The organism is Lentzea flava (genome assembly GCF_014648475.1).
Taxonomy (GTDB): Bacteria; Actinomycetota; Actinomycetes; order Mycobacteriales; family Pseudonocardiaceae; genus Lentzea; species Lentzea flava.
Genome location: NZ_BMRE01000010.1, coordinates 142,296 through 167,705 on the forward strand (window position 1 = coordinate 142,296; position 25,410 = coordinate 167,705).

Genomic DNA, 25,410 nt, shown 5'->3' on the forward strand with positions numbered 1-25,410 from the left:
GACCGTCCACCGCAGAGAAGGCGAACGCCCCGGTCGACTCCGTTGTCGGCCGGGGCGTCATGCTGCTCTCCGCTGATCTGACCCCGTTGTCAGACCACAGCGAGCGGAAGCTGGTTCGGAATCACCGGCGAGGGCAGGTTCGAGGACCCCGTGAGGAACTTGTCCACGGCGTTGGCCACGGACCGCCCCTCCGCGATCGCCCACACCACGAGCGAAGCACCGCGGTGGGCGTCGCCGCACACGAACACGCCGGGCGCGGTCGTCTGCCAGTCGGAGCCGCACGAGATGGTGCCGCGCGTCGTCAGCGAGATGCCCAGGTCGTCGAGCAGGCGCATGTGTTCGACGCCCTCGAAGCCGATCGCCAGCAGCACCATGTCCGCGGGCAGGATCTCGATCTCGTCGGACACCGGGATCACCGAGCGGCGGCCGGACGAGTCCTTCTCGACGCGCACCTGCTGCAGTTCGATGAAGCGCACGTGACCGTCGTCGTCGCCGACGAAACGCTTGACCGCCACGGTGAAGCGGCGTTCGCCCGCCTCCTCGTGCGCCGGGTACGTGCGCAGGATGTGCGGCCACACCGGCCACGGCGAGCGCTCGTCGTCGCGGACGGTCGGCGGCATCGGGTACTGGTCGAGCTGCGTCACCGACAGCGCGCCCTGGCGGGTCGCGGTGCCGTAGCAGTCGGCGCCCGTGTCGCCACCGCCGATGACGATGACGTGCTTGCCCTCTGCCGAGATCGCGGACGGGCCGTCGCCCTCGCAGGCGCGATTCGCGGGAACCAGGTGGTCCATCGCGAGGTGGATGCCCTTGAGCTCACGCCCAGGAGTCGACTTGTCGTCGCGGCCGCGCAGAGCACCGACGGCCAGCACGACGGCGTCGAACTCGGCACGCAGCTGCTCGACCGTGACGTCGACGCCGACCTCGCAGCCGGTGACGAACTTGGTGCCCTCACGGCGAAGCTGAGCCAGACGGCGGTCGAGGACCTTCTTCTCCATCTTGAACTCGGGAATGCCGTACCGCAGCAGGCCGCCGAGGCGGTCGTCCCGTTCGTACACCACGACTTCGTGCCCGGCGCGGGTCAGCTGCTGTGCGGCGGCCAGACCTGCCGGACCGGAGCCGACGACCGCGACGCGCTTGCCGGAGGACACCGCGGCCGTGAACGGCTGGACGTAGCCGTTCTCCCACGACATGTCCGCGATCGTCTCCTCGACGCGCTTGATCGCGACGGCACCACCCGCGTCGTGCGAGATCGCGAGAACACACGCGGCCTCACACGGCGCCGGGCACAGCCGGCCCGTGAACTCCGGGAAGTTGTTGGTGGCGTGCAGGCGGTCGGAGGCGAGCTCCCAGTCGCCGCGGCGCACCAGGTCGTTCCACTCTGGGATCAGGTTCCCGAGCGGGCAGCCCGCGGTTCCGCTGTGGCAGAAGGGAATGCCGCAGTCCATGCAGCGCGTCGCCTGCGTCTGCACGGCGGCGTTGCGCTCCTCCGGGGCCTCCTGGAGGTAGACCTCGTTCCAGTCCTGCAACCGTTCCGGCTTCGGACGCTTCGGCGCGTCGGAGCGGGTGTACTTCATGAAACCCTGTGGATCAGCCACGAGACGCCTCCATGACAGCCTGGTCGACGTCCCGGCCCTCGGCGCGGGCGAGGCGCATGGCCTCGAGAACGCGCTGGTAGTCGCCGGGCATGACCTTCGTGAACGCACCGGCCCGTCGGGTCCAGTCACCGAGCAGCGAAGCAGCAACGGCAGAGCCGGTGTGCTCGTAGTGCTTGGTGACGGCGTCCTTGAGCCAACGCAGGTCCTCGGCGCTGAGGCGCTGCAGTTGCACCATCTCCTGGTTCACCGACAACGGGTCCAGGTCGAGCACGTACGCGATGCCGCCGGACATGCCGGCCGCGACGTTGCGCCCGGTCGGCCCGAGCACCACGGCCCGGCCGCCGGTCATGTATTCGAACGCGTGGTCGCCAACGCCTTCCGCCACCAGCAGGGCGCCGGAGTTGCGGACGCAGAAGCGCTCACCCACGCGGCCGCGCAGGAACACCTCGCCGGACGTGGCGCCGTAGCCGATCACGTTGCCCGCGATCACCTGGTCCTCGGCGCGGAACGGCGCGTCGTCGTGCGGGCGGACGATGATCCGGCCGCCGGACAGGCCCTTGCCGACGTAGTCGTTCGCGTCACCGACCATCTCCAGCGTGATGCCGCGCGGCAGGAACGCGCCGAGCGACTGGCCCGCCGATCCGGTGAGCTTCACCCGGATCGTGTCGTCCTCCAGGCCCTCGCCGCCGTAGCGGCGGGTGACCTCGGCGCCGAGCAGCGTGCCGACGGTGCGGTTGACGTTGCGGACGGGCAGTTCCAGGTTGACCTGGTGCGCGTCCTCCAGCGCCGCCTCGGCGAGCTGGATCAGCGTGCGGTCCAACGCCTTGTCCAGGCCGTGGTCCTGCTCGCGGATCTTGCGCTTCGCCGTCGGGTACGGGGTTTCCGGCACCTCGAAGACCGGGTTCAGGTTGAGGCCCGCGGTCTTCCAGTGCTCGATCGCCTCGTCCTTGTCGAGCAGCTCGGCGTGACCGACGGCCTCGTCGATCGTGCGGAAACCGAGCTCCGCCAGCAGCTCGCGGACCTCCTGCGCCACGAACTCGAAGAAGTTCACGACGTGGTCGGCCTGGCCGGTGTAGCGGGCGCGCAGGTCGGGGTTCTGCGTGGCGACGCCGACCGGGCACGTGTCCAGGTGGCAGACGCGCATCATCACGCAGCCCGCGACGATCAGCGGTGCCGTGGCGAAGCCGAACTCCTCCGCGCCCAGCAGCGCCGCGACGACGACGTCACGGCCGGTGCGCAGCGCGCCGTCGACCTGGACGGTGATGCGGTCGCGCAAACCGTTGAGCAGCAACGTCTGCTGGGTCTCGGCGAGGCCGATCTCCCACGGCGTTCCCGCGTGCTTGAGCGAGTTCATCGGCGAGGCACCCGTGCCGCCGTCGTAGCCGGAGATCAGCACGACGTCCGCGTGGGCCTTGGCGACACCCGCCGCGACCGTGCCGACACCGATCGACGAGACGAGCTTCACGTGAACCCGCGCCTGCTCGTTCGCGTTCTTCAGATCGTGGATGAGCTGCGCCAGGTCCTCGATCGAGTAGATGTCGTGGTGCGGCGGCGGCGAGATGAGGCCGACGCCCGGCGTCGAGTGCCGGGTGCGCGCGATCCACGGGTAGACCTTGAAGCCGGGCAGCTGACCGCCCTCGCCGGGCTTCGCGCCCTGCGCCATCTTGATCTGGATGTCCGTGGAGTTCACGAGGTACTCGCTCGTGACGCCGAACCGTCCACTCGCGACCTGCTTGACCGCGGAACGGCGCTCCTGGTCGTACAGGCGCTCGCGGTCCTCGCCGCCCTCACCGCTGTTCGACCGGCCGCCGAGGCGGTTCATCGCGATGGCGAGGGTTTCGTGCGCCTCCGCCGAGATCGAGCCGTACGACATGGCGCCGGTGTTGAAGCGCTTGACGATCGAGCTGACCGGCTCGACCTCGTCGATCGGGATCGGCGTGCGGCCCTCGGTGCGGAACTTGAACAACCCGCGCAGCGTGCCACCCTGCCGCGAGAGGCGCTCGACCTCCGCGGTGTAGCGGCGGAAGACGTCCTCCTTGCGCGTCTTCGTGGCGTGCTGCAGGAGGAACACCGTCTCCGGCGTGAACAGGTGCAGCTCGCCCTCGCGGCGGTACTGGTACTCGCCGCCGACCTCGAGCTTGCGGTGCGCTCGGTCGGTCGGGTTGTCCGGGAACGCGCGGCGGTGGCGCAGCGCGACCTCCTCGGCGAGCACGTCCAGCCCGGCACCGCCGAGCTTGGACTGCGTGCCGGTGAAGTACTCGTCCAGCAGGTCGTTGGACAGGCCGACGGCCTCGAAGATCTGCGCCGCGGTGTAGGCGCCGACCGTCGAGATGCCCATCTTCGACATGATCTTCAGGACGCCCTTGACGAGCGCCTTGACGTAGTTGCGGATCGCCTTGTGCGCGGGCACGCCGGTGATGGCGCCCTGGCTGATCAGGTCCTCGATCGTCTCGAACGCGAGGTACGGGTTCACCGCGGCGGCGCCGTAGCTCAGCAGCGCGGCGACGTGGTGGACCTCGCGGCAGTCGCCGGACTCGACGACGAGCGCGACGCGCAGGCGTTCCTTGGTGCGCACCAGATGGTGGTGCACCGCGGAGACCAGCAGCAGCGACGGGATCGGCGCCATCCGGTGGTCGGAGTCGCGGTCGCTCAGCACCAGCGTGCGGGCACCGTTCGCGATCGCCTCGGACGCCTCGCGGCGCACGCGCTCGATCGCCGCCGCGAGAGCCTCGCCACCACCGTCCACTTCGTACAGTCCGGACAGGACGGTGCACGCGAAGCCCGGCAGGTCGCCGTCGTCGTTGATGTGGATGAGCTTGGCGAGCTCGTCGTTGTCGATGACCGGGTAGTCGAGCGTGATGTGGCGGCACGACACCGGGCCGGGGTCGAGCAGGTTCTGCTCAGGCCCCATCACGCGCTTGACGGACGTGACGATCTCCTCGCGGATCGCGTCCAGCGGCGGGTTGGTGACCTGGGCGAAGTTCTGCACGAAGTAGTCGTAGAGCAGCCGGGAACGCTGCGACAGCGCGGCGACCGGCGTGTCCGTGCCCATGGAGCCGAGCGGCTCGGCGCCCGAGATCGACATGGGCGTGAGCAGGATCCGCAGCTCCTCCTCGGTGTAGCCGAAGGTGAGCTGACGGCGCACGACCGACTCGTGGCTCTGCACCACGTGCTCGCGGTCGGCGAGGTCGGCGAGGTCGAGCAGACCCGCGTGCAGCCACTCGTCGTAGGGCTGTTCCGAGGCGAGCGCCGACTTGAGCTCGTCGTCGTCGATGATGCGGCCCTGGGTGGTGTCCACCAGGAACATGCGGCCCGGCTGCAGCCTGCCCTTCGCGACCACCTGGTCGGACGGCACGTCGAGCACACCGGTCTCGGATGCCAGCACGACGCGGCCGTCCGCGGTCTGCCACCAGCGGGCGGGACGCAGGCCGTTGCGGTCGAGCACCGCGCCGACGATCTCGCCGTCGGTGAACGTGACACACGCCGGGCCGTCCCACGGCTCCATCAGCGAGGCGTGGAACTGGTAGAACGCACGGCGCTTCGGGTCCATCGTGGCGTGGTTCTCCCACGCCTCCGGGATCATCATCAGCACCGCGTGCGGCAGGCTGCGGCCACCGAGGTGCAGCAGCTCCAGCACCTCGTCGAACGACGCCGAGTCCGAGCCGTCCGGGTCGCAGATCGGGAAGAGCCGCGCGAGGTCGCCGGGGATGAGATCGCTGTCCAGCAACGCCTCGCGGGCGCGCATGCGGTTGCGGTTGCCGCGCACGGTGTTGATCTCACCGTTGTGCGCGACGAACCGGAACGGGTGCGCGAGCGGCCACGAGGGGAAGGTGTTCGTGGAGAAGCGGCTGTGCACCAACGCGATCGCCGTGTAGAGGCGCTCGTCGTGCAGGTCGGGGAAGAACGCAGGCAGCTGCTCGGTCGTCAGCATTCCCTTGTAGACGATCGTGCGCGCGGACAGCGACGGGAAGTACACGCTGCCCTCGTGCTCGACCCGCTTGCGCAGGCAGAACGCCAGGCGGTCCAGCGCGATGCCGGCCTCGTCGCGCGTGCCCTTGACGAACAGCTGCGCGAAGTGCGGCGCCACCGACAGCGCGGTCGGGCCGACGTTCGCCGTCTCCGGGTCGACGGGCACGTCGCGCCAGCCGAGAACCACCAGGTTCTCTTCCTCGGCGATGCGCTCGATCTGTTCCACCGCCGCAGCACGTTCTTCGGCCTCAAACGGCAGGAAGGCGATTCCCGCCGCGTACCGGCCGCGTTCCGGCAGGTCGAAGTCGACCACGGCGCGCAGGAACTCGTCCGGCAGCTGGAGAAGGATGCCGGCACCGTCACCCGAGGTGGGCTCGGCGCCGGCGGCGCCACGATGCTCCAGGTTGGCCAGCGCTGTCAGGGCATCGCTCACGATGCCGTGCGAACGCCTGCCCTGGATGTCGGCCACCATGGCGACACCGCAGGCGTCGCGCTCGTCAGCGGGGTCGTAGAGACCCGGGGGGCCGGGGATGGCGGAGAAGATCACTGCGCAGACCTCCTTCGTCGTCCTCGCGTAAAGAACTAAAGTCCTCGTGCTCAGACCTCGAACCAACAGGTGGAGCACGGGACGACGATGGCCCGCGTGTTGACGCGACTTTAACAGCCGCGAAACCCAGGGACACCCGCCAATGGGTGATCTAGGTCATGGAAGCGTAACGATTTCCCAGCGCTGAGCGACATTGCAGCGGACGTCGAGGTTCGTTACATCCGGGTAAGCGTAACCGAACGTTCAAGGTCATCCAGGCTGATGAGAGCTGCGCGACATTCGCGGTTTACCACTGGATCCGCCGGGTACCCGAGCATGTTGGCTGGTCAGCCGCCTACCGTCTCAGTTAGCGGACGCTCACATCGCTGCCCGTAGCCGTGTGCGCACCGTCCATTCGCGTTAACCGGGATTGTTTTCCACCAAACGAGACCGAGGTCCCGTTCACCCCGCGCCGCATGCGGGGAGAGCGGGACCTCGGCATACATGGAGGTCGATGGTCTCGTGACCGGAGGCGGGGAGAGACGCCTCCGGTCACGGACGTTTCTCAGTGGGCGGCAGCCGCCTTGTCGGACTCCGCGTGCTGCTGCTCGAGCAGGTGGTCCACGTCGACCAGGTCCGGGTTGTCCAGCACCTCGTTCAGGCGCTCCTTGTCGAGGCCCTTCTGCCAGGCGGCGACGACCAGGGAGCCCACACCGTTGCCGATCACGTTGGTGATGGCGCGGGCCTCGGACATGAAGCGGTCGATGCCGACGATCAGCGCGATGCCGACCGCGGGGATGGCCGAGTGGGCCTCGAAGGCCTGCAGCGAGGCGGCCAGGGTGACGAGACCGGCGCCGGTGACGCCCGCCGCGCCCTTCGACGCGATCAGCATGAACAGCAGCAGGCCGATCTGCACGCCGATCGACACGTCGTGCCCGGTGGCCTGGGCGATGAAGATCGCGCCCATGGTCAGGTAGATGCACGTGCCGTCGAGGTTGAACGAGTAGCCGGTCGGGATGGTGAGGCCGACGACCGACTTCTGGGCGCCCGCCGCCTCCAGCTTGACCATCATGCGCGGCAGGACGGACTCGCTGGACGACGTGCCGAGCACGATGAGGATCTCGTCCTTGATGTAGCGCAGGAACTTCAACAGGCTGAAGCCCGCGATCCTCGCCACGATGCCGAGCACGACGACGATGAACAGCAAACAGGTGGCGTAGAAGGAACCCATCAGCCACAGCAGCTTGCTGAGGATGCCGCCGCCGAACTTGCCGACCGTGTAGGCGATGCCGCCGAAGGCACCGATCGGCGCCGCGTACATGACGATCTTGATGATGCCGAACATGACCTTGGACAGGGTCTCCATCGCGGAGACGACCCTGGCACCGCGCTCGCCCATGCCCGCGACGGCGACGGCCACGAGGATCGCGATGACGAGGACCTGGATCAGCTGACCGTCCGTGAAGGCACTGACGAACGACTTCGGGATCAGGCTCAGGATGAAGCCGGTGACACCGGTTTCCGCGCTCGAGGCCGACTTCAGCGTGGCGTCGGCGGCCTTCGCGTTCAGCTCGATCTCACCGCCGTGGTGACCCGGCTGCACGATGTTCACGACGATGAGACCGATGGCGAGCGCCACCGTCGTCATCGCGGTGAAGTAGAGAATCGTCCGCAGCGCCAGCCCGCCCGCCTTGGCCAGGTTTCCGAGACCGGCGATGCCGACGATGATCGTCGCGAAGATGGTCGGCGCGATGACGACCTTGACGAGGTTGACGAACAGGTCGGCGAGCCACTTCATCTCGGATGCCTGTTTCGGGAACAGGAAGCCGACCGCTGCGCCCAGCACGATGGAGACCAGCACCCAGAAGTACAGGTGCTTGTAGATCGGTTTGCGGCCTGCTGTGGTGGTCGCCACGGTTCCTCCTCGAACTTCGTGTTGGGTAGGAGGGTGAGCCGCGCCACGCACAGCGACAAGGCGACACACGGAAACTTCAGACAGCTCTGACGTAACAGCTAGTCTTCTTCCGTGTCGCTCAGCCGTCGCACACTTCTGTTAGGGGCCGGCCTGGCTCTGGCCGGGTGTACCCCGCGCAAGGTCGAGGCACCCGCAGAACTGGTGCTCGCGACCGGGCCGGACGGCGCCGTGTTCCGCGAGGTCGGCGGCGCACTGGCGGAGGCGCTGGCCGAGCAGCTGCCCGGCACGAAGGTCATCCCGCTGCCGACCGCGGCCTCCGTCGAGAACCTCCGGCTGCTGAAGTCCGGCGGTGCCCAGCTCGCCCTGTCCTCTTTGGACCCCATCGACGAGCCGGAGAAGGTCCGCGCGGTCGGGCGGCTCTACGACAGCTTCATGCAGATCGCGGTCCCGGCGATCTCCCCCGTCGAGAAGTTCCGCGACCTCGCGGGCAAGCGGATCTCCTTGGGCCCCATCGGTTCCGGCACCGAGTTCACCGGCACGCGGATGCTGAACCACTTCGGCGTGTCCACAGTGGCCGAACGCATGGCGCACGCGGAGGCCTCGCGCCGGGTGGCAGAGGGATCACTGGACGCGATGCTCGCCCTGACGGGCATCCCCACGCCCGCGATCACCGATCTGCGCGGCAACGTCCGGCTGATCGACATCCCGGACGAGGCGATCGAGTTCTCCGACACGTTCCGCGGCCCGTACATCCCGGCGACGATCCCCGCGAAGACCTACGAGGCGCTGCCGTCGAACAAGACGTTCGCGGTGCCGAACCTGCTGCTCGCGCACGAGACGCTGAGCGCGGACGTCGTCGAGGTCGTGACCCGCACGGTGTTCACCGAGACCGCGCGGATCGTCGAGGGACATCCCGAGGCGGCGCGGATCAACGTCCGCACCGGCATCGCCACCGGCCGGGTGCCGCTGCACGACGGCGCCGCGCGCTGGTTCCGGTCCGTCAAGCGCTGAGCGAGACCTTCACGTCGAGGCCGGGCCCGGCGTCGTGCAGCGTGAGCGTCCCGCCCGCCGACTCGATCAGTTCCGCGCAGATGGCGAGACCCATCCCGGTGCCCGCGATGTTCTGGTGCTTGGTGGCGCGCCAGAACCGCTGCAGCGCCAGCTCGCGTTCGTCGGCGGAGAGACCCTCGCCGTTGTCGACGACGTGCAGCTCGCCGGGTTTGCCGGTGATCCGGACCTCGGTGGCGCCCGCGAGCCGGATCGCGTTGCTGACCAGCTCGTCCAGCACGCTGCCGAGCCCGCCGGGCGGTTCCTGCATGGTGAGGCCGGCCGGCACGTCGATCTTCAGCGTGACGCCCGACTTCGCCGCGAGCGCCTCCCAGGCGGGTTTGTGGGTCACGAGCAGCTGGTCGATCTCGACGGGCTCGGTCTGCCGGGCACTGTCCAGGCGGGTCGCGGCGAGCAGCGTGTCGAGCACGCGGCCCATCTCCTCGGCCTCGTCGACGGCGATCTGGTGCGCCTCCTTGCCGTGCTCGTCGTCCACGTGCGGCGCGAGGTTGTCGACGGCGAGCCGGAGACTCGCGAGCGGATTGCGCAGCTGGTGCGACGCGTCGGCGACGAACGCCTTCTGCCTGTTCAGCGCCTTTCCGACGACGTCGACCATGGTGTTGAAGCTCCTCGCGAGCCTGCGCAGCTCAGGAGGCCCGCCGACCTCGTCCGCCCGCACGTCGAGGTTGCCGGCCGCGACCGCCGCGGTGGCCTCGTCGAGCCTGCGGACCGGCCGCAGCACCCACCGCGACATGGGCCAGGCGGCGGCGACCACGGCCAGCATCGGGGCGAGCCCCGCCAGCGCCATGAGCCCCCACTGGCGCAGCACCTCGCCCCTGAGCGCACCCGTCGGCGAGACGGTGACGACCGCGGCGACGGCCTCGCTGTCGCGCCCGACGGGTTCGACGACGACCATCGGACCGGTCCGCCACGGCCAGGCCGCGTAGTCGGTGTCGGGCTGGATCCCGTTGAGCGCCTCGGCCAGGACCGCGACGACCTCGGGATCGTTGGTGGGGTTGAAGCCGCGGCGGGAGGTGAGCAGGAGCCGCCGGTCGGCGCTGACCAGCGCGACGGGGATGTCGAAGAGCTGGTCGTAGCGCTGGATCTCGAAGTCGAGCGCGAGAAGCCGGTCCGACTGCAGCGCGCTCTCCGCGAGCGAGGCGAACCGCCGCGCGTCACCGAGCCGGTCGAGGTAGGTGGTCTGCGTTTCGCGCTGCACCACCGCGGACGCCAGCGGGATGCCGAGCGCCGCGACCAGGGCGACGAGCAACGGGACGGTGATGACAAGCAGTCGGCGGAGCATCAGCCGCGATTGTTCCGCACCCGCCAGTGGATGTCTTGCGGAGCTTCGTCACCGTTACCCGACGTGCGAGTGGACGTGAGTCCGCCACGATCCGGGTCTTGTCCAGGTTTCCAGCGGGCTCGGGATCGGCGCGGGTGATCTCCACGGACACCGAACAGTTCGTCATCCCGCGAGCCGGTACCCGACCCCGCGCACCGTCTCGATCTTGACGTGCTCGCCGAGCTTTCCGCGCAACGCCGCGATGTGGGTGTCGAGCGTCCGTGACGGCGCCTCCCAGTGCGCCTGCCACACCTGATCCACGATGAAGTCGCGGCTCACGACCTCGCCCGCCCTGGCGGCGAGCAGTGCGAGGAGGTCGAACTCCTTGCGCGTCAACGACAACGGCGCGCCGGCCAGTGTGACAGCGCGCGTGGACGCGGAGATCTCCAGTGCGCCGACCTGGATCGGACCGTCGCTCTCCGGCTCGGCACGGTGAGCGCGCGTCCGCCTGAGGACGGCCTCGATGCGGGCCAGCAGCTCGGACGTGCCGAACGGCTTCACCACGTAGTCGTCGGCACCCGCGCGCAGCCCGAGCACGCGTTCGCGCTCCTCGCCGCGGGCCGTCACGGTGATCACCGCGGTGCCCGGACGGTGCCGCAGCTCGCGCAGCACGTCCAGGCCGTCGCGGTCGGGCAGCCCGAGGTCGAGCAGCACGACGTCGGCCGGTGCGGCTTTGAGGGCGTCGGCGGCCGTGGCCACCCGATGCACCTCGTAGCCGGCGTGCCGCAGCGCGGTCAGCAGGCCTCTGGCCACCCGGTCGTCATCTTCGACGACGAGCACGCGCACAGATCACTCCGGTTTGACGGACTCCGGGGAGTTGACGGACTCCGAGGAGGTCTTCTCTTCCTCGGCGTCGTCGGTCTCTTCGTTCTTCTCCACGACGGCCTGGGACTCCGGTTCCGCGGTGGCGCGCAGAGCGGCGATGTCCTCACGCTCGCCGCGCGACCTGGCGAGGACGAAATAGATCACCGCACCGATGAAGACGAGCCCGGACACGAACACGTTGACGCGCTGGCCGAAGATCAGCGTCGCCTCGTCGGTGCGCATGAGCTCGATCCAGAACCGCCCGGCCGTGTACCCGGCCACGTACAGCGCGAACGTCCGCCCGTGACCCAGCCGGAACTTGCGGTCGGCCCACACGATCAGCAGCGCGACACCGAGGTTCCACAGCAGCTCGTAGAGGAACGTGGGGTGCACGACCTGGATCGGCGTGTGGTCGATCGCCACACCCGCCAGCGCGTCCTCCCTGCCCTCCGGCGTGACGCGGCGGTAGATCTCCAGACCCCACGGCAACGTCGTGTCGCCGCCGTAGAGCTCCTGGTTGAAGTAGTTGCCGAGCCGTCCGATGGCCTGCGCCGTGACGATGCCGGGCGCCAGCGCGTCGGCCATGGCCGGCAGCGGGATGCCCTTGCGCCGGCACCCGATCCACGCACCGACGGCACCGAGCGCGATGGCACCCCAGATGCCGAGGCCGCCGTTCCAGATCTCCAGCGCCGCTAGCGGGTTCTTCCCGGGCCCGAAGTACTTCTGGTTGTCGGTGATGACGTGGTAGAGCCGCCCGCCGACGAGGCCGAACGGCACCGCCCACACGGCGATGTCGGTCACCTCGCCCTTGATGCCTCCACGGGCGACCCAGCGACGCTCACCCCACCAGATGGCGACGATGATGCCGGCGATGATGCACAGCGCGTAGGCCCTGATGGGGAGCGGACCGAGGTACCACACACCTTGGTCGGGGCTCGGGATCGTGGCCAGGACGGCGTTCAACACAGCGACCACCGTACCGGTGGCCCCGATCCCGTCTCGCCCGGACGCACCTTCGTTAGAGGTTCGCGACCTTGACGGTCAACCTAGGGGGTTCGTGATCGCCGAGCCGAGATACTCGGACGCATGACGGTCCTGGTGGTCGGCGGCGGTATCGGTGGCCTGGCGACAGCGCTCGGCCTCGCGCGGGCCGGGCACCGCGTGACGGTGCTGGAGGCCGCCGCGGTGTTCGAGGAGATCGGCGCAGGTATCCAGGTAGGTCCCAACGGCTTCCGCATGCTCGACGCACTGGGCGTGGGACCGGTCGTGCGGTCACGGGCCGTGCACGTGGACGCCCTGCGTCTGCGCTGCGGAATCTCCGGCGAGGTGATCGCCCAGCTGCCGATCGACACCGGGTTTCGCGAGCGGTTCGGCACGTACGCGGTGGTGCACCGCAACGACGTGCTGACACCGTTGCTCGACGCCTGCCAGAACGACGAACGGGTCGACCTCCGCGTCAACAGCGGCGTGGAGTCCTACACGCAGGACGACCTGGGCGTCACCGCGGTGCTGAGGTCGGGCGACCGCGTGCGGGGCTCGGCCCTGATCGGCGCGGACGGCCTGCGATCGGCCGTGCGCCGCCAGCTCGTCGGGGACGGTGACCCGCAGGTCTCCGGCCACACGACGTTCCGCGCCGTGATCCCCGCCCAGGACGTGCCGCAGGACCTGAAGGAGAACGTGGTCACGCTTTGGGCCGGGCCGCGCTACCACGTCGTCTGGTACGTGATCGCCGGCGGGCGCTACGTCAACCTCGTGGCCACGACCGACAACGGCGCCACTGACCCCATGACGGGCAAGCCCGTCGAGCACGAAGAGGTGCTGCGGCACTTCTCGCCGTTGTGCGACGACGCCGCGCGGGTCGTGGACCTCGCCAGCGAGTGGCGGGCGTGGGTGTTGTGCGATCGGGAGCCGGTCACGACGTGGCAGGACGCGCGGGTCGTGTTGCTCGGGGACGCCGCTCACCCCGTGCTGCAGTACGCCGCGCAGGGGGCGTGCCAGGCGTTGGAGGACGCCGTGTGCCTCTCGTCGGTGTTCGATTCGCGGGACGTGGATGGCTCTTTTGCGCGTTATGTCTCAATGCGTCATGCGCGGACCGCGCGCGTCCATCACGTCTCGCGGTTGATGGGACGGGAGGTCTACCACCCGGCCGGTGACGCCGCTGCGGCCCGTGACGCGATGTTCGCCTCGTGGACCACGGCTGACCTGCACGACCGGCTGGAGTGGCTCTACGGCTAAGAGGGCAGTTCGATCGTGACCGGGAACGGTCGCTCGATCTCCAGCACGCCGTTCTCGCTACGAGCGATCTCGACGTACTTCCCTTCTTCTCCGAGTTCGAGCAACTTCGCTTTGGGGGCGCCGTTGGCCGGATCGATGATCAGGTAGTAGGGCACGCCGGCTTCCGCGTACATCTGGCGCTTGAGCACCAAATCGTTCACCTTCGTGGTCCGAGAGATCACCTCGCCGATGAGGAGCACGTCCGCCGCCGGCACGGCCAGGCCCTTCAGACCCCTGCGCTTCAGCACTGTGAAGTCGGGGATGAACAGCCGATCGCCGTCGAACTGGACGTTCAGCTCGATGGTGGTCTGGAGCTCTTTCGGACATGCTCCACGCAAACAGGACGCCGCCTCGAACACCAGGTGCTGGTGCTCGGAGGTCCCCAGCGGGCTCACGTAGAGCATCCCGTCAACGAGTTCGATGCGTTGACTGTTGTCCTCCGGCAGCGCGAGGACGTCTTCGAGCGTCCAGGGGCCCTCGTGGTTGGGCAGCAGGTAGTCAGGTTTGGCTTCGGCTGGAGCCGCCACTGAACATCACCTCCGAAGTCCGCCCGGCCAGTACCAGTGTGGCACGCCGGGTGGACAGCTGGCTTGTGCACAGCACCACGATCGCAGGTCAGACCGACATGAAACCCGGTTTTTGCCCCCAACCGACACAACTTCACTCGATCAGGTGTTCGAATCCATGTCATGCTGTTGGAGGTACTCCAAGGACTCCGAAAGGAGGCACTTCTCCCCTACGGGCACAGTTCGACACCGTTCGAAGCTCTACCGCGCCACCCGACAACCAGAGGTGAAGCCGTCGCTGCAGAGTCGGCTTCGCCGCGCGGACAAAGCAGAACCGCCCAGCCCCGGAGAGCCGAGCGGTTCCACAAACCGAGGAGGGATCACACAGCCGCGGCAGCCGACCGCACGCCCTTGGCCAGATCAGCGGCCAACGCCCGCACCGCCGAATCACCTTCGGCCACAGCGGACACGAACGCCGACCCGACGATCACCCCGTCCGCGAACCCGGCGATCTCCGCGGCCTGCGCCCCGGACCGCACGCCGAGCCCGACCCCGACCGGAATGGAGGTGTGCTCCCGAACCCGGGCAACGAGCTCAGGAGCCTCGGACGACACGACGTCCCGAGCACCGGTGACACCCATGACCGCGGTGGCGTACAGGAACCCGGAAGAGGCACGCGCCGTCATGGCGATGCGCTCCGAGGTCGACGACGGCGCCACCAGGAAGATCCGGTCCAGCCCGTGCGCCTCGGAGGCCGCCATCCAGTCGTCGGCCTCGTCCGGGATGAGGTCGGGCGTGATCATCCCGAGGCCACCCGCCGCGGCGAGGTCGCGCGCGAACGCGTCCACGCCGTAGCGCAGCACGGGGTTCCAGTACGTCATGACAACCGCGCGCCCACCGGCGTCGGCGACGGAGGACACCACGTCGAACAGGTCGCGCACGCGGAACCCGGCGCTCAGGGCCTGTTCGGCCGCCGCCTGGATCGTCGGGCCGTCGATCACCGGGTCGGAGAACGGCAGGCCGATCTCGAGCAGGTCGCAACCGGAATCGATCATCGAACGGAGGTAGCCCTTGGAGCCCGAGACCGTCGGGAATCCCGCGGGCAGGTAGCCGACCAGGGCGGCCCGCGACTCGGCGCGCGCCGTGGCGAAAACGTCTGCCAGTGACATCAGGCCTGTCCCCCATCAGCGAGGCCGAAGTACTTCACGGCCGTGTCCATGTCCTTGTCGCCGCGGCCGGAGAGGTTCACGACCAGCAGGCCGTCCTGGCCGAGCGACGGGCCGAGCTTCAGCGCGCCCGCGAGGGCGTGGGAGGACTCGATCGCCGGGATGATGCCCTCGGTCCGGGACAGCAGCGCGAACGCCTCCATGGCCTCCGCGTCGGTCACCGGGAAGTACTCGGCACGGCCGATGTCCTTCAGGTGCGAGTGCTCGGGGCCGACGCCGGGGTAGTCGAGGCCCGCGGAGATCGAGTGCGCCTCGGTGATCTGGCCGTCCTCGTCCTGCATCACGTACGACATCGCGCCGTGCAGCGAGCCGGGCGTGCCAGCCGTCAGCGTCGCGCCGTGGCTGCCGCTGTCCAGGCCGGAACCGCCGGGCTCGACGCCGATCAGACGCACGTCCGCGTCGTCGATGAAGCCGTGGAAGATGCCGATCGCGTTCGACCCGCCGCCGACGCACGCCACGACGGCGTCGGGGAGACGGCCCGCCTTCTCCAGGATCTGCTCGCGCGCCTCGATGCCGATGATCCGGTGGAAGTCGCGGACCAGCAGCGGGAACGGGTGCGGGCCCGCCGCCGTGCCGAGCAGGTAGTGCGTCTCGTCGACGTTGGTGACCCAGTCGCGCAACGCCTCGTTGATCGCGTCCTTCAGCGTCCGGGAGCCGGACTTCACCGGGATGACCTCGGCGCCCAGCAGGCGCATGCGCGCGACGTTCAGCGCCTGCCGCTCGGTGTCGACCTCGCCCATGTAGACGACGCAGTCGAGGCCCAGCAGCGCGCAGGCCGTCGCGGTCGCGACACCGTGCTGGCCGGCGCCAGTCTCGGCGATCACGCGCTTCTTGCCCATGCGCTTGGTGAGCAGCGCCTGGCCGAGCACGTTGTTGATCTTGTGGGAGCCGGTGTGGTTCAGGTCCTCGCGCTTGAGGAAGACGCGCGTCCCGGCGTGCTCGGCGAACTTCGGCGCCTCCGTCAACAGCGACGGGCGGCCCGCGAAGTCCTTCAGCAGGCGCTGGAACTCGTTCACGAAGTCGGGGTCGACGCGCGCCTTGTCGTACTCGGTGGCCAGCTCGTCCACCGCCGCGATCAGGGCCTCCGGGACGAACCGGCCGCCCCACGGGCCGAAGTGGCCACGTGCGTCGGGATCGTGCGGCGTGGGCGAGAACTGGCCCATCGGATAGCTCCTCTAGCGCTGTTATCGACTCGGCCGGGGGCAGGCGGGGTGCGAGCCGGCGGTCACGAGCTTGTTCACGGCGGCCTTGGGGTCGCCGCTGGTCACGAGGCTTTCACCGACGAGCACCGCGTCGGCGCCCGCCCCTGCGTAGGACATCAGGTCGCCGGGCCCGGTCACGCCCGACTCGGCGATCTTGATCGTCTCGAAGGGTAGTCCGGGAGCGATCCTGCCGAAAACGTCTTTGTCGACCTCCAGCGTGTGGAGGTTGCGCGCGTTCACTCCGATGACCGACGCACCGGCTTCCAGCGCGCGGTCGGCCTCCTCGGCGGTGTGCACCTCGACGAGCGCCGTCATCCCGAGGGACTCGACCCGGTCGAGCAGCGACACCAGCGCGTTCTGCTCCAGCGCCGCCACGATCAGCAGCACCAGGTCCGCGCCGTGCATGCGCGCCTCGTGCACCTGGTACGGCGAGACGACGAAGTCCTTGCGCAGCAAGGGGATCTTCACCGCTCTGCGCACGGCGTCGAAGTCGGCGAGCGACCCGCCGAACCGGCGCTGCTCGGTCAGCACGCTGATGACCGACGCGCCACCCGCCTCGTAGGCGGACGCGAGCTCGGCCGGCTCCGGGATCTCCGCCAGCGCGCCCTTGGAGGGGCTGCGGCGCTTGACCTCGGCGATGACACCCACGTTCGGCCCGCGCAGCACTGACATCACGTCGAGCGGCGGGGCTGCCTTGGCCGCGCGCTCCTTGACGACGTCGAAGGACAACTGAGCCTCGCGAGCGGCGAGATCCTCACGCACACCTTCGAGGATCGACTCGAGAACCGTCACAGTCTTGCTCCCCTTCCCGCTATGGGGATGCTAACCCCGGCGGAGTAAGGCCCCAGCCACCGGGGGTTCACTGTCGATGCAGCTAGCCGTGGTTGTGCACGTGTCACATGCGGGAACGCGGATGGATGATCTTCACTCGTTCGAGGACGCCCCGCCGGGCGCCTTATCGTCGGTCGGATCATCCCCACGCTCCAGCGCGCGCCACATGTCCGTCTCCTGATCCCGCGTGCGGGTCTTCTGCCCGCCCACACCGATCTTCGGCATCCGGGCCCCGAGTGCTACCTGAAGCACGCCGGAGCCCGCCACGAGCACGCCACCGGCGATCGCGAGCCAATGGCCGGTGAACGCCGCCGCAACGCCCACGGCCACCAGCAGCACACCGAGAATCCGGCGCGCCACGCCGCTGAGCGCCACCACCGCGGCGACGGACGCGAGGCTCAGCAACGCCAGCGGCACGGAACCCGCACCCCAGAAGGCACCCGCCGCGCCCACCAACAGGAGCGCGGCGATCCACAGTGGACGGCTACCGGTCAACAGCGGGGGCCATCGTCTGCGCGGTGGCGATCGCGGCCAGCACCGCGCCCGCCTTGTTCAGGCACTCGTTGTCCTCGGCCAGCGGGTCGGAGTCGGCCACGATGCCACCACCGGCCTGCACGTACGCCACCCCACCGCGCACGAGAGCGGTGCGGATGGCGATGGCGGTGTCCGCGTCCCCGGCGAAGTCGAAGTAGCCCACGACGCCGCCGTAGAGGCCGCGACGGGTCGGCTCCAGCTCCTCGATCAGCTCCATCGCGCGCGGCTTGGGCGCACCGGACAGCGTGCCGGCCGGGAAGCAGGCCGCCACGGCGTCGTAGGCCGTCTTGCCCTCGGCCAGCTCACCGGTCACGGTCGACACGATGTGCATGACGTGGCTGTACCGCTCGACCTTGAAGAAGTCGACGACGTGCACCGAACCCGGCTTGCAGACGCGGCCCAGGTCGTTGCGGCCGAGGTCGACGAGCATCAGGTGCTCGGCGCGTTCCTTGTGGTCGGCGAGGAGGTCCTTCTCCAGCAGGGCGTCCTCCTCCGGGTCCTCGCTGCGCCAGCGCGTGCCCGCGATGGGGTGGGTGGTCGCCTTGCCGTCGCGCACCGTGACCAGCGACTCGGGGCTCGACCCCACGATGTCGAAGCCGTCGAGGCGCAGCAGGTACATGTACGGGCTCGGGTTCGTCGCGCGCAGCACCCGGTAGATGTCGAGCGCGTCGGCGTCGGTCTCGATCTCGAACCGCTGCGACACCACGACCTGGAACGCCTCGCCCGCCCGGATGGCCTCCTTGGCCTTCTCGACGGCCGCGAAGTGCTCCGCCTGCGTGCGGCGGCGCCGGAACTCGGGCTTGGGCCGCGAGAACACGGCGGCGGTCGGCGGCGCCGGCGTGTGCAGCTGCGTCGTCATCTCGTCGAGGCGGCGCACCGCGTCGTCGTACGCCTCGTCGACGCGCTCGGGCGAGTCGTCCCAGTTGATCGCGTTCGCGATGAGCGTGACGGTGCCCTCGTGGTGGTCGAGCGCGGCCATGTCGGTCGCGAGCAGCATGACCAGCTCGGGGATCTTCAGGTCGTCCTCGGCGATGACCGGCAGCCGCTCCAGCCGCCGCACCGCGTCGTAGCCGATGTAGCCGACCATGCCGCCGGTCAGCGGGGGCAGCCCCGGCAACGGGTCGGTGCGCAACACCTCGACGGTCTCGCGCAGGGCCTGCAACGGGTCGCCGCCGTCCGGCAGGCCGACGGGCCGCGTACCCGTCCAGTACGCCTCGCCACCGGTTGCCGTGAGCGCCGCCGAGGACCGCACGCCGATGAACGACCATCGCGACCACGAGCGGCCGTTCTCGGCCGACTCGAAGAGGAACGTGCCAGGCCGGTCGGCCGCGAGCTTGCGGTACAGACCGACCGGGGTCTCCGCGTCCGCCAGCAGCCTGCGCACCACCGGGATGACCCGGCGGTTGACCGCGAGCTCGCGGAACTCCTCACGCGTTGGGCTCACGGCCCCCAGACCAGCGGCGGCCACAGCCCCGATGACGCTCACCATGACAGTCATTGTTGCATAAATTCAACATCTGTTGAACTATGACCCGTGTGGAGCAAGTCAACCAGAAACGGCGCGGCCGCCGCGCCGCGGGCGAGGACACCAGGGCGGCGCTGATCGCGGCGGCGCGCGAGGTGTTCGTCGAGAAGGGCTACGACGGCGCGACGGTCCGCGCGATCGCCGCCAAGGCCGGTGTCGACGCCGCCATGGTCAACCACTGGTTCGGCGGCAAGGAGGGCCTGTTCGGCCAGGCCGTGCTGCAGCTCCCGTTCGACCCGGCCGAGATCCTCAAACGCCTGGTCGACGGCCCGGTGGAAGAGGCAGGCGAGCGCATCATCCGCAACTTCGTGACCATCTGGGACGCGACCGGCGGTGGCACGTTCGCCGCGCTGATCCGCAGCGTCACGAGCCAGCAGGAGGTGGCGAACGCGCTGAAGTCGTTCTTCGTCAACGCCATCTTCAAGAACCTGCTGACGGAGATCGGGGCGGAACAACGGGAGCTGCGGGCGACCCTGTGCGCGACCCAGATGGTGGGACTCGGCATCGTCCGGTACGTCGTCCACTTCGAACCGCTCGCGTCGGTCGACGTCGACACGGTGGTCAAGGCGATCGCACCGAACATGCAGCGCTACCTGACCGGCGATCTGGACTAGGCGTCCGCCAGCAGCACCGTGGCGTCGAAGCACGTGCGGTCACCGGTGTGGCACGCGGCGCCCACCTGGTCGACGACCAGCAGCAGCGTGTCCCCGTCGCAGTCGAGCCGCACCTCGTGGACGTACTGGGTGTGGCCGGACGTCTCGCCCTTCACCCACAGCTGCTGACGGCTGCGCGAGTAGTAAGTCGCACGGCGCGTGGTCAACGTGCGGTGCAACGCCTCGTCGTCCATCCACGCCACCATGAGCACCTCGCCGGTGCCGCGCTGCTGGGCGACCGCGCACACCAGGCCGTCCGGGGTGCGCTTGAGCTTGGCCGACAGAGCCGGATCGAGCGGGCTGCTCAACGGGGGCCTCCCAGGTGTTCGCGAGCGGGTCCGGTGTTGAGCAGGACCACTCCGTAGATGTGCACAGCGGACAGCACGCCGGACGCGACACGGGCCCACGCCGGTCCGTCGGCCAGCACGATCACCAGGTGCAGCAGCGCGATGAGGATGAACAGGACCATCGCCGGGTAGTGCACCAACCGCAGGCGCAGCAACAACGCCGCCGCCACGGGCAGTTCGACCAGCGCGACGAACGACGGCAGCTTCAGCACGTCCGCGTCGCCCGTCGAGCGCCACAGCACGAGCCCCACCACGAAGAACACCAACGCCCCGCCGAACGCGACCGTCGAGGCCACCCGCACCTCGACCGGTGTCATCGCACCACGACGCCGGCCGCGCGCAGGCCGTCCTTGACCTCGCCGATGCGGAGCTGTCCGAAGTGGAACACGCTGGCCGCGAGCACCGCGTCCGCACCGGCCGCGACGGCGGGCGGGAAGTGGTCGATCGCGCCGGCGCCACCGCTCGCGATCAGCGGCACGTCGACCTCGCGCCGCACCAGCTCGATGAGCTCGAGGTCGAACCCGGCCTTGGTGCCGTCGGCGTCCATCGAGTTCAGCAGGATCTCGCCGACACCCAGCTCCTGCCCCTTCGCGGCCCAGGCCACGGCGTCGATGCCCGTGCCGTTGCGCCCGCCGTGCGTGGTGACCTCGAACCCGGTGCCGCCGGGCACGCGCCGCGCGTCGACCGACAGGACGATGCACTGCGCCCCGTACCGCTCTGAGCACTCGCGCAGCAGCTCGGGACGGGCGATCGCCGCGGTGTTGAGGCTGACCTTGTCCGCCCCCGCGCGCAGCAGCTTGTTCACGTCCTCGGGGCTGCGGACGCCACCGCCGACCGTGAGCGGGATGAACACCTGCTCGGCCGTGCGCCGGACCACGTCGTACGTCGTCTCGCGATCACCGCTCGACGCCGTCACGTCGAGGAACGTCAGCTCGTCGGCTCCCTCGGCGTCGTACGCCCTGGCGAGCTCGACGGGATCGCCCGCGTCGACGAGGTTGGTGAAGTTGACGCCCTTCACCACCCGGCCCCTGTCGACGTCGAGGCACGGGATGACGCGAACAGCCACTGACATGCGCGAAAGCCTACAAGGGACGCCCGAGGACTACGCTGGGACACCATGATCACCGAGCTGGGCCGCGGCCAGTACCTGCTGCTGACGACGTTCCGCAAGGACGGCACCCCGGTGCCCACGCCGGTCTGGGTCGCGCCCGGCCCGAGCGACGACGTCATCTACGCCTGGAGCGCCAAGGACACCGGCAAGGTCAAGCGGATCCGGCGCAGCGGGGACGTGGAGATCGGCGCGTGCGACTTCCGCGGCAACCCCGAGGGCGAGCCCGTCAAGGCGCGCGCGAGGCTGCTCGACGACAACGCCAGCGACGACGTCCGTGCGCGCATCGTGAAGAAGTACGGCTTCATCGGCTGGCTGACGATGACGGGCAGCAAGCTGCGCCGCGGCCGGACGGGCACCGTCGGCATCGAGATCACCCCGGCGTCAACCTGAGGTTGACCCGTGGAACCGCGTCAACCTAGAGTTGACGCGTGATCCAGTTGACCGACCTCATCGTCAGGGTCGCTCAAGAAGCCGACGACGCCCTCGCGCGCCTCGCGAAGGCCGTGGAGATGAGCGGCCAGCTCACCGAGCTCGGCGACCACCTCATCGGCCACTTCGTCGACGAGGCCCGGCGCGGCGGTGCCAGCTGGGCGGAGATCGGCGAGAGCCTCGGCGTCACGAAGCAGGCCGCGCAGAAGCGGTTCGTGCCCAGGGAGTCGCCGGAGCTGTCCAAGCCGTCGATGGAGCGCTACACCCAGCGGTCGCGCCGGGTCATCGCGCTGGCGCGGCACCACGCGCGGTTCAGCGAGCGGATCGGCACCGAACACCTGTTGCTGGGACTGCTCGACGAGTCGGGCGGGCTCGCGGCCAAGACCATCGCGAAGCTGGAGTCCGGTGAGGGGAGCACGCGCATCGCCGTGCTGCACCGGCTCGACGCCGAGGCGAGACAGCGCCCGGAGAAGCAGCCGTACTCGACGCACTGCAAGAAGTCGCTCGAACTGGCCGTCCGCGAGGCGCTGCGGATGGGCCACATGTTCATCGGCACCGAGCACATCCTGCTCGGCGTGCTGCTCGAAGAGGACGGGACCGCGGCCGCAGTGCTGCACTCCACCGGAGTCACGCACGCGGCCGCGGCCGCTCACATCGAGAGTGTCGTCAACGGACCGCAGCGAGTGCTTCCTGGAGCGTGAAAGCGCCGGCGTACAAGGCCTTGCCGATGATCGAGCCCTCCACGCCGTCGCGGGAGAGCTTCGACAGCGCGACCAGGTCGTCCACAGTGGACACACCGCCGGACGCGATGACCGGGGCGTCGGTGCGGGCGCAGACCTCGCTCAGCAGCTCCAGGTTCGGGCCCGTCAGCGTGCCGTCCTTCGACACGTCCGTGACGACGTAACGCGCGCAGCCGTCGCGGTCGAGCCGGTCGAGGACCTCCCAGAGGTCGCCGCCGTCGGACGTCCAGCCGCGGCCCTTGACCCGGTGGCCCTGCTCGGTGATGCGGACGTCGAGGCCCACCGCGATCTTCTCGCCGTACGCCGCGATGGCTTTCGCGCACCACTCCGGGTCTTCCAGGGCCGCTGTGCCCAGGTTCACGCGGGCACAGCCGGTGGCCAGCGCGGCCTCCAGCGAGGCGTCGTCGCGGATGCCACCGGACAGCTCGACCTTCACGTCGAGCTCGCCGACGACGCGGGCGATCAGGTCGCGGTTCGAGCCGCGGCCGAACGCGGCGTCGAGGTCGACGAGATGGATCCACTCCGCTCCGTCGCGCTGCCACTGCAACGCCGCGTCCAGCGGCTCGCCGTAGTTCGTCTCGGTACCGGCTTCGCCCTGCACGAGCCGGACGGCCTTGCCATCGGCCACGTCAACAGCGGGGAGGAGTGTGAACGTCACCCGCTCAGCCTAGCGTCCCCCAGCACGAACGCGGCCACGCGCTCCTGGGCGTCGGTGGCGCGCGGGAACTTCGAGGGAACCGGGGTGCCTGGGCCCGTCGCGGCTGGCCCGACGCCCGTCCACGGCCCGAAGACCATGATTCCCACGAACCGCGGGTGCTGCTCCACCAGCGCCCGGTACAGGTACTGGGTGCTTTCGAGGTCCGCGTCGGTCCTGCCAGCGCACCACGACTGCGGCGCCGCTTCCGGCAGCACGAAGAGCTCCTTGCCCGGCGCGCGCTCTTCGAGCTTGGTCATGCGCGCTTCGAGCTGGTCGTAGCCGACGCAGTACTCGTCGAAACCCACCCAGTCGACGTCGGCGGGCACGGTGAAGCTGTCGTCGACCTCGATGCCGGCCTCGATCAGCATGACCTTCTTGTCCCCGAAGGTCTTCTTGATCTGCTGAGCCGAGTGCTCGACGTCCGCGAAGCTCGCGCCGTGGTGGAAAGGCTCGTCCTGCAGCACGAATCCGGCGACGCGGTCGAGGTACGGGCGCACCTTGTCGGCGAGAACCTGCCAGCGGGCGGCGGCGTTCGGGTACAGCGGGCACCCGGCCGCATCGCAGTCGAAGAACTCGTTGCCGGTGTGGATCACGCAGCCCTCGGGCGCGCAGTCGTTCAGCACCTCGGGACGGTAGGCGTCGGCGTCGCTGATCTGCACCCAGTTGAGATTGCTGCGGCCGCGCACCTCCGGCAGGTGGTTACCGCCTGCCTTGTTCAGACGAGCGCCGAAGTAGCCGTGGTAGCGCAGGTTCGAACCCGGCCGCTTGCGCAGGTCGTCGGAGTTCAGCCGCTCGATGCGCAGGTCGTCGACCCGGCTGACCGTCGTGCTCACGTCGGAGTAGCGGCCGAGGTAGACCCACAGCCTGTCGGTCGGCACCGGCGTGCCCAGCGCGATCGCCCTGCGACTGCCGTTGACGGCGAGGTCGAGCGTGCCGCCCGAGAGCGTCAGTGTGACGTCGAACGAGCCGTCGGAGTGCGCGGAGGCGAACGCGGGCATGCTCACGACCGGCTTGCCCGGCTGGAAGAGCTGCACGCCGCCGTTGGCCCGCACCAGGAAGCCGAGATCGACGTCCTGATTGGACACGTACCCCCAGCTGTTCGCCGAGCGGCTGAGCACGATCGACGACCAGTCGCCGGACGTGCGGTCGCCCGCGACCGGCGTGAGCCGCGCCGAGATGGACGACCCGGTGGACGGCGCGTCGAGCCGCACCGCGGTCGTGCCGAGGTGCATCGACAGCGTGCCGGGGTGGTTCGGATGGTTGACCTGCGCGTACCACGGGCGTGGCACCTCGCCGGTGTTCCACTTGCCGGACACGCGGCTGTACGTGACAGCGCCGGTGCCCTGTCGCTGCCTGAGGTTGTCGTTGAGGCCGTACGTCGGATCGGCGTCGACGGCGTTGTCGAAGTTGTCGTGGAACGGTCGCGGCGCGGCGTGCGCACCCTCAGGCACAGCGACGGAGGCAACGACGAGCGCGGCCACCGTCAGCAGTCGTGTGATCACGACAAGGTAGTCAACCAGTTCTTCAGCAGCTGCGCCCCGGCGTCACCGGACTTCTCCGGGTGGAACTGCGTCGCCCACAACGGGCCGTTCTCGACGGCGGCGACGAACTCGTCACCGGCGTGATCGGCCCACGTGACCAGCGGCGGCTTGATGTGGTCCGCGGCCTCCAGCTCCCACTTGCGCACGCCGTAGGAGTGCACGAAGTAGAAGCGGGTGTCCTTGTCGAGGCCCGCGAAGAGCTGCGAGCCCTCGGGCGCGCGAACCGTGTTCCAGCCCATGTGCGGCACGATCGGCGCTTCGAGCCGTTCGACGGTGCCCGGCCACTCGCCGCAGCCCTCGGTCAGCACGCCGTGCTCGATACCGCGCTCGAACAGGATCTGCATGCCCACGCAGATGCCGAGCACCGGGCGGCCACCGGCGAGGCGCTCGCCGATGATGCGGGCGCCGCGCACGGAGTTGAGGCCCTCCATGCACGCGGCGTAGGCGCCGACGCCGGGCACGACCAGGCCGTCGGCCTCGCGCGCGGCCTTCGGGTCTGCCGTCACCTCGACATGAGCGCCGACCCGCTGGAGCGCGCGCTCGGCCGAGCGCAGGTTGCCGGAGCCATAGTCAAGTACGACGACACGTGCCACGAC

Annotated in this window: 23 protein-coding genes; 5 read left to right on the forward strand and 18 right to left on the reverse strand. The window is 69.5% G+C overall.

Translation table 11 applies throughout. The annotated features are described in order from the left end of the window. Positions 1–89 precede the first annotated feature (89 nt). The 3 genes from IEZ09_RS15065 to dctA form a co-directional block, all read right to left on the reverse strand. Positions 90–1,595, reverse strand: a complete 1,506-nt coding sequence (locus IEZ09_RS15065) for a glutamate synthase subunit beta (protein ID WP_189254293.1) — start codon at positions 1,593–1,595, stop codon at positions 90–92. Then, a complete protein-coding gene (gene gltB, locus IEZ09_RS15070; RefSeq protein WP_189254294.1) occupies positions 1,588–6,111 on the reverse strand; it encodes a glutamate synthase large subunit in 4,524 nt (1,507 codons plus the stop codon). The genes IEZ09_RS15065 and gltB overlap by 8 nt, the downstream gene beginning before the upstream one ends. A 544-nt stretch (positions 6,112–6,655) precedes the next feature. After that, a complete protein-coding gene (gene dctA, locus IEZ09_RS15075; RefSeq protein WP_189254295.1) occupies positions 6,656–8,005 on the reverse strand; it encodes a C4-dicarboxylate transporter DctA in 1,350 nt (449 codons plus the stop codon). Positions 8,006–8,116: 111 nt separating this feature from the next. Here dctA and IEZ09_RS15080 point away from each other — a divergent pair, with 111 nt between their 5' ends. Further along, positions 8,117–9,016 carry a TAXI family TRAP transporter solute-binding subunit gene (locus tag IEZ09_RS15080; RefSeq protein WP_189254296.1) on the forward strand — a complete coding sequence of 300 codons (900 nt, stop codon included), beginning with the start codon at positions 8,117–8,119 and terminating at the stop codon, positions 9,014–9,016. Here IEZ09_RS15080 and IEZ09_RS15085 read toward each other — a convergent pair. The 3 genes from IEZ09_RS15085 to lgt all read right to left on the reverse strand — a co-directional run bounded on the left by IEZ09_RS15085 (position 9,006) and on the right by lgt (position 12,161). Then, the gene (locus tag IEZ09_RS15085) at positions 9,006–10,355 is read right to left on the reverse strand and encodes a sensor histidine kinase (protein WP_189254297.1); all 1,350 of its coding nucleotides are present in this window, start codon (positions 10,353–10,355) and stop codon (positions 9,006–9,008) included. The genes IEZ09_RS15080 and IEZ09_RS15085 overlap by 11 nt on opposite strands. Positions 10,356–10,517: 162 nt before the next feature. Further along, complete coding sequence (locus IEZ09_RS15090) at positions 10,518–11,180, reverse strand: response regulator transcription factor (RefSeq protein WP_189254298.1); 663 nt, start codon at positions 11,178–11,180, stop codon at positions 10,518–10,520. 3 nt (positions 11,181–11,183) lie between these two features. Further along, a complete protein-coding gene (gene lgt, locus IEZ09_RS15095; RefSeq protein ID WP_189254360.1) occupies positions 11,184–12,161 on the reverse strand; it encodes a prolipoprotein diacylglyceryl transferase in 978 nt (325 codons plus the stop codon). 123 nt (positions 12,162–12,284) lie between these two features. On the opposite strand from lgt, the gene IEZ09_RS15100 reads away from it, so the two are divergent. Continuing rightward, entirely contained in the window at positions 12,285–13,433 is a 1,149-nt protein-coding gene (locus tag IEZ09_RS15100) for an FAD-dependent monooxygenase (RefSeq protein WP_189254299.1), read from the forward strand. On the opposite strand, the gene IEZ09_RS15105 is transcribed toward IEZ09_RS15100, so the two are convergent. The 6 genes from IEZ09_RS15105 to IEZ09_RS15130 all read right to left on the reverse strand — a co-directional run bounded on the left by IEZ09_RS15105 (position 13,430) and on the right by IEZ09_RS15130 (position 19,260). Beyond that, the gene (locus tag IEZ09_RS15105) at positions 13,430–13,999 is read right to left on the reverse strand and encodes a Uma2 family endonuclease (RefSeq protein WP_189254300.1); all 570 of its coding nucleotides are present in this window, start codon (positions 13,997–13,999) and stop codon (positions 13,430–13,432) included. The two genes, IEZ09_RS15100 and IEZ09_RS15105, sit on opposite strands and share 4 nt — an antisense overlap. A gap of 359 nt (positions 14,000–14,358) precedes the next feature. Next, the gene (trpA, locus tag IEZ09_RS15110; RefSeq protein ID WP_370467712.1) at positions 14,359–15,147 is read right to left on the reverse strand and encodes a tryptophan synthase subunit alpha; all 789 of its coding nucleotides are present in this window, start codon (positions 15,145–15,147) and stop codon (positions 14,359–14,361) included. Next, positions 15,147–16,367, reverse strand: coding sequence for a tryptophan synthase subunit beta (gene trpB / locus IEZ09_RS15115; protein ID WP_189254301.1), 1,221 nt, complete (start codon positions 16,365–16,367; stop codon positions 15,147–15,149). Before trpB ends, trpA begins: the two co-directional genes overlap by 1 nt. Positions 16,368–16,388: 21 nt before the next feature. Continuing rightward, entirely contained in the window at positions 16,389–17,198 is an 810-nt protein-coding gene (gene trpC / locus IEZ09_RS15120) for an indole-3-glycerol phosphate synthase TrpC (RefSeq protein ID WP_189254302.1), read from the reverse strand. Positions 17,199–17,330: 132 nt separating this feature from the next. After that, positions 17,331–17,732 (reverse strand): Trp biosynthesis-associated membrane protein, encoded by a 402-nt coding sequence (locus IEZ09_RS15125; protein WP_229812572.1) that lies wholly within the window; start codon positions 17,730–17,732, stop codon positions 17,331–17,333. Further along, positions 17,722–19,260: an anthranilate synthase component I gene (locus tag IEZ09_RS15130; RefSeq protein ID WP_189254303.1), complete on the reverse strand. Its 1,539-nt coding sequence runs from the start codon at positions 19,258–19,260 to the stop codon at positions 17,722–17,724. Before IEZ09_RS15130 ends, IEZ09_RS15125 begins: the two co-directional genes overlap by 11 nt. Before the next feature lie 38 nt (positions 19,261–19,298). Between IEZ09_RS15130 and IEZ09_RS15135 the strand changes: the two genes are divergently transcribed. Then, a complete protein-coding gene (locus IEZ09_RS15135) occupies positions 19,299–19,910 on the forward strand; it encodes a TetR/AcrR family transcriptional regulator (RefSeq protein ID WP_189254304.1) in 612 nt (203 codons plus the stop codon). On the opposite strand, the gene hisI is transcribed toward IEZ09_RS15135, so the two are convergent. The 3 genes from hisI to hisF are packed head-to-tail and all read right to left on the reverse strand — an operon-like array spanning position 19,907 to position 21,368. Further along, on the reverse strand, positions 19,907–20,257 hold the full coding sequence (gene hisI / locus IEZ09_RS15140; RefSeq protein ID WP_189254305.1) for a phosphoribosyl-AMP cyclohydrolase: 351 nt from the start codon (positions 20,255–20,257) through the stop codon (positions 19,907–19,909). The two genes, IEZ09_RS15135 and hisI, sit on opposite strands and share 4 nt — an antisense overlap. Next, the gene (locus tag IEZ09_RS15145) at positions 20,254–20,613 is read right to left on the reverse strand and encodes a hypothetical protein (RefSeq protein ID WP_189254306.1); all 360 of its coding nucleotides are present in this window, start codon (positions 20,611–20,613) and stop codon (positions 20,254–20,256) included. Before IEZ09_RS15145 ends, hisI begins: the two co-directional genes overlap by 4 nt. Then, positions 20,610–21,368 (reverse strand): imidazole glycerol phosphate synthase subunit HisF, encoded by a 759-nt coding sequence (hisF, locus tag IEZ09_RS15150; protein ID WP_189254307.1) that lies wholly within the window; start codon positions 21,366–21,368, stop codon positions 20,610–20,612. The genes IEZ09_RS15145 and hisF overlap by 4 nt, the downstream gene beginning before the upstream one ends. A gap of 45 nt (positions 21,369–21,413) precedes the next feature. On the opposite strand from hisF, the gene IEZ09_RS15155 reads away from it, so the two are divergent. Further along, the gene (locus IEZ09_RS15155; protein WP_189254308.1) at positions 21,414–21,797 is read left to right on the forward strand and encodes a PPOX class F420-dependent oxidoreductase; all 384 of its coding nucleotides are present in this window, start codon (positions 21,414–21,416) and stop codon (positions 21,795–21,797) included. A gap of 38 nt (positions 21,798–21,835) precedes the next feature. Then, positions 21,836–22,537 carry a Clp protease N-terminal domain-containing protein gene (locus tag IEZ09_RS15160; protein ID WP_229812573.1) on the forward strand — a complete coding sequence of 234 codons (702 nt, stop codon included), beginning with the start codon at positions 21,836–21,838 and terminating at the stop codon, positions 22,535–22,537. Here the strand turns inward: IEZ09_RS15160 and priA are convergent. The 3 genes from priA to hisH are packed head-to-tail and all read right to left on the reverse strand — an operon-like array spanning position 22,503 to position 25,407. Further along, positions 22,503–23,234 carry a bifunctional 1-(5-phosphoribosyl)-5-((5-phosphoribosylamino)methylideneamino)imidazole-4-carboxamide isomerase/phosphoribosylanthranilate isomerase PriA gene (gene priA, locus IEZ09_RS15165; RefSeq protein WP_189254309.1) on the reverse strand — a complete coding sequence of 244 codons (732 nt, stop codon included), beginning with the start codon at positions 23,232–23,234 and terminating at the stop codon, positions 22,503–22,505. The genes IEZ09_RS15160 and priA overlap by 35 nt on opposite strands. Continuing rightward, positions 23,231–24,775 (reverse strand): LamG-like jellyroll fold domain-containing protein, encoded by a 1,545-nt coding sequence (locus tag IEZ09_RS15170; protein WP_189254310.1) that lies wholly within the window; start codon positions 24,773–24,775, stop codon positions 23,231–23,233. The genes priA and IEZ09_RS15170 overlap by 4 nt, the downstream gene beginning before the upstream one ends. After that, on the reverse strand, positions 24,772–25,407 hold the full coding sequence (hisH, locus tag IEZ09_RS15175; protein WP_211337202.1) for an imidazole glycerol phosphate synthase subunit HisH: 636 nt from the start codon (positions 25,405–25,407) through the stop codon (positions 24,772–24,774). Before hisH ends, IEZ09_RS15170 begins: the two co-directional genes overlap by 4 nt. Positions 25,408–25,410 lie beyond the last annotated feature (3 nt).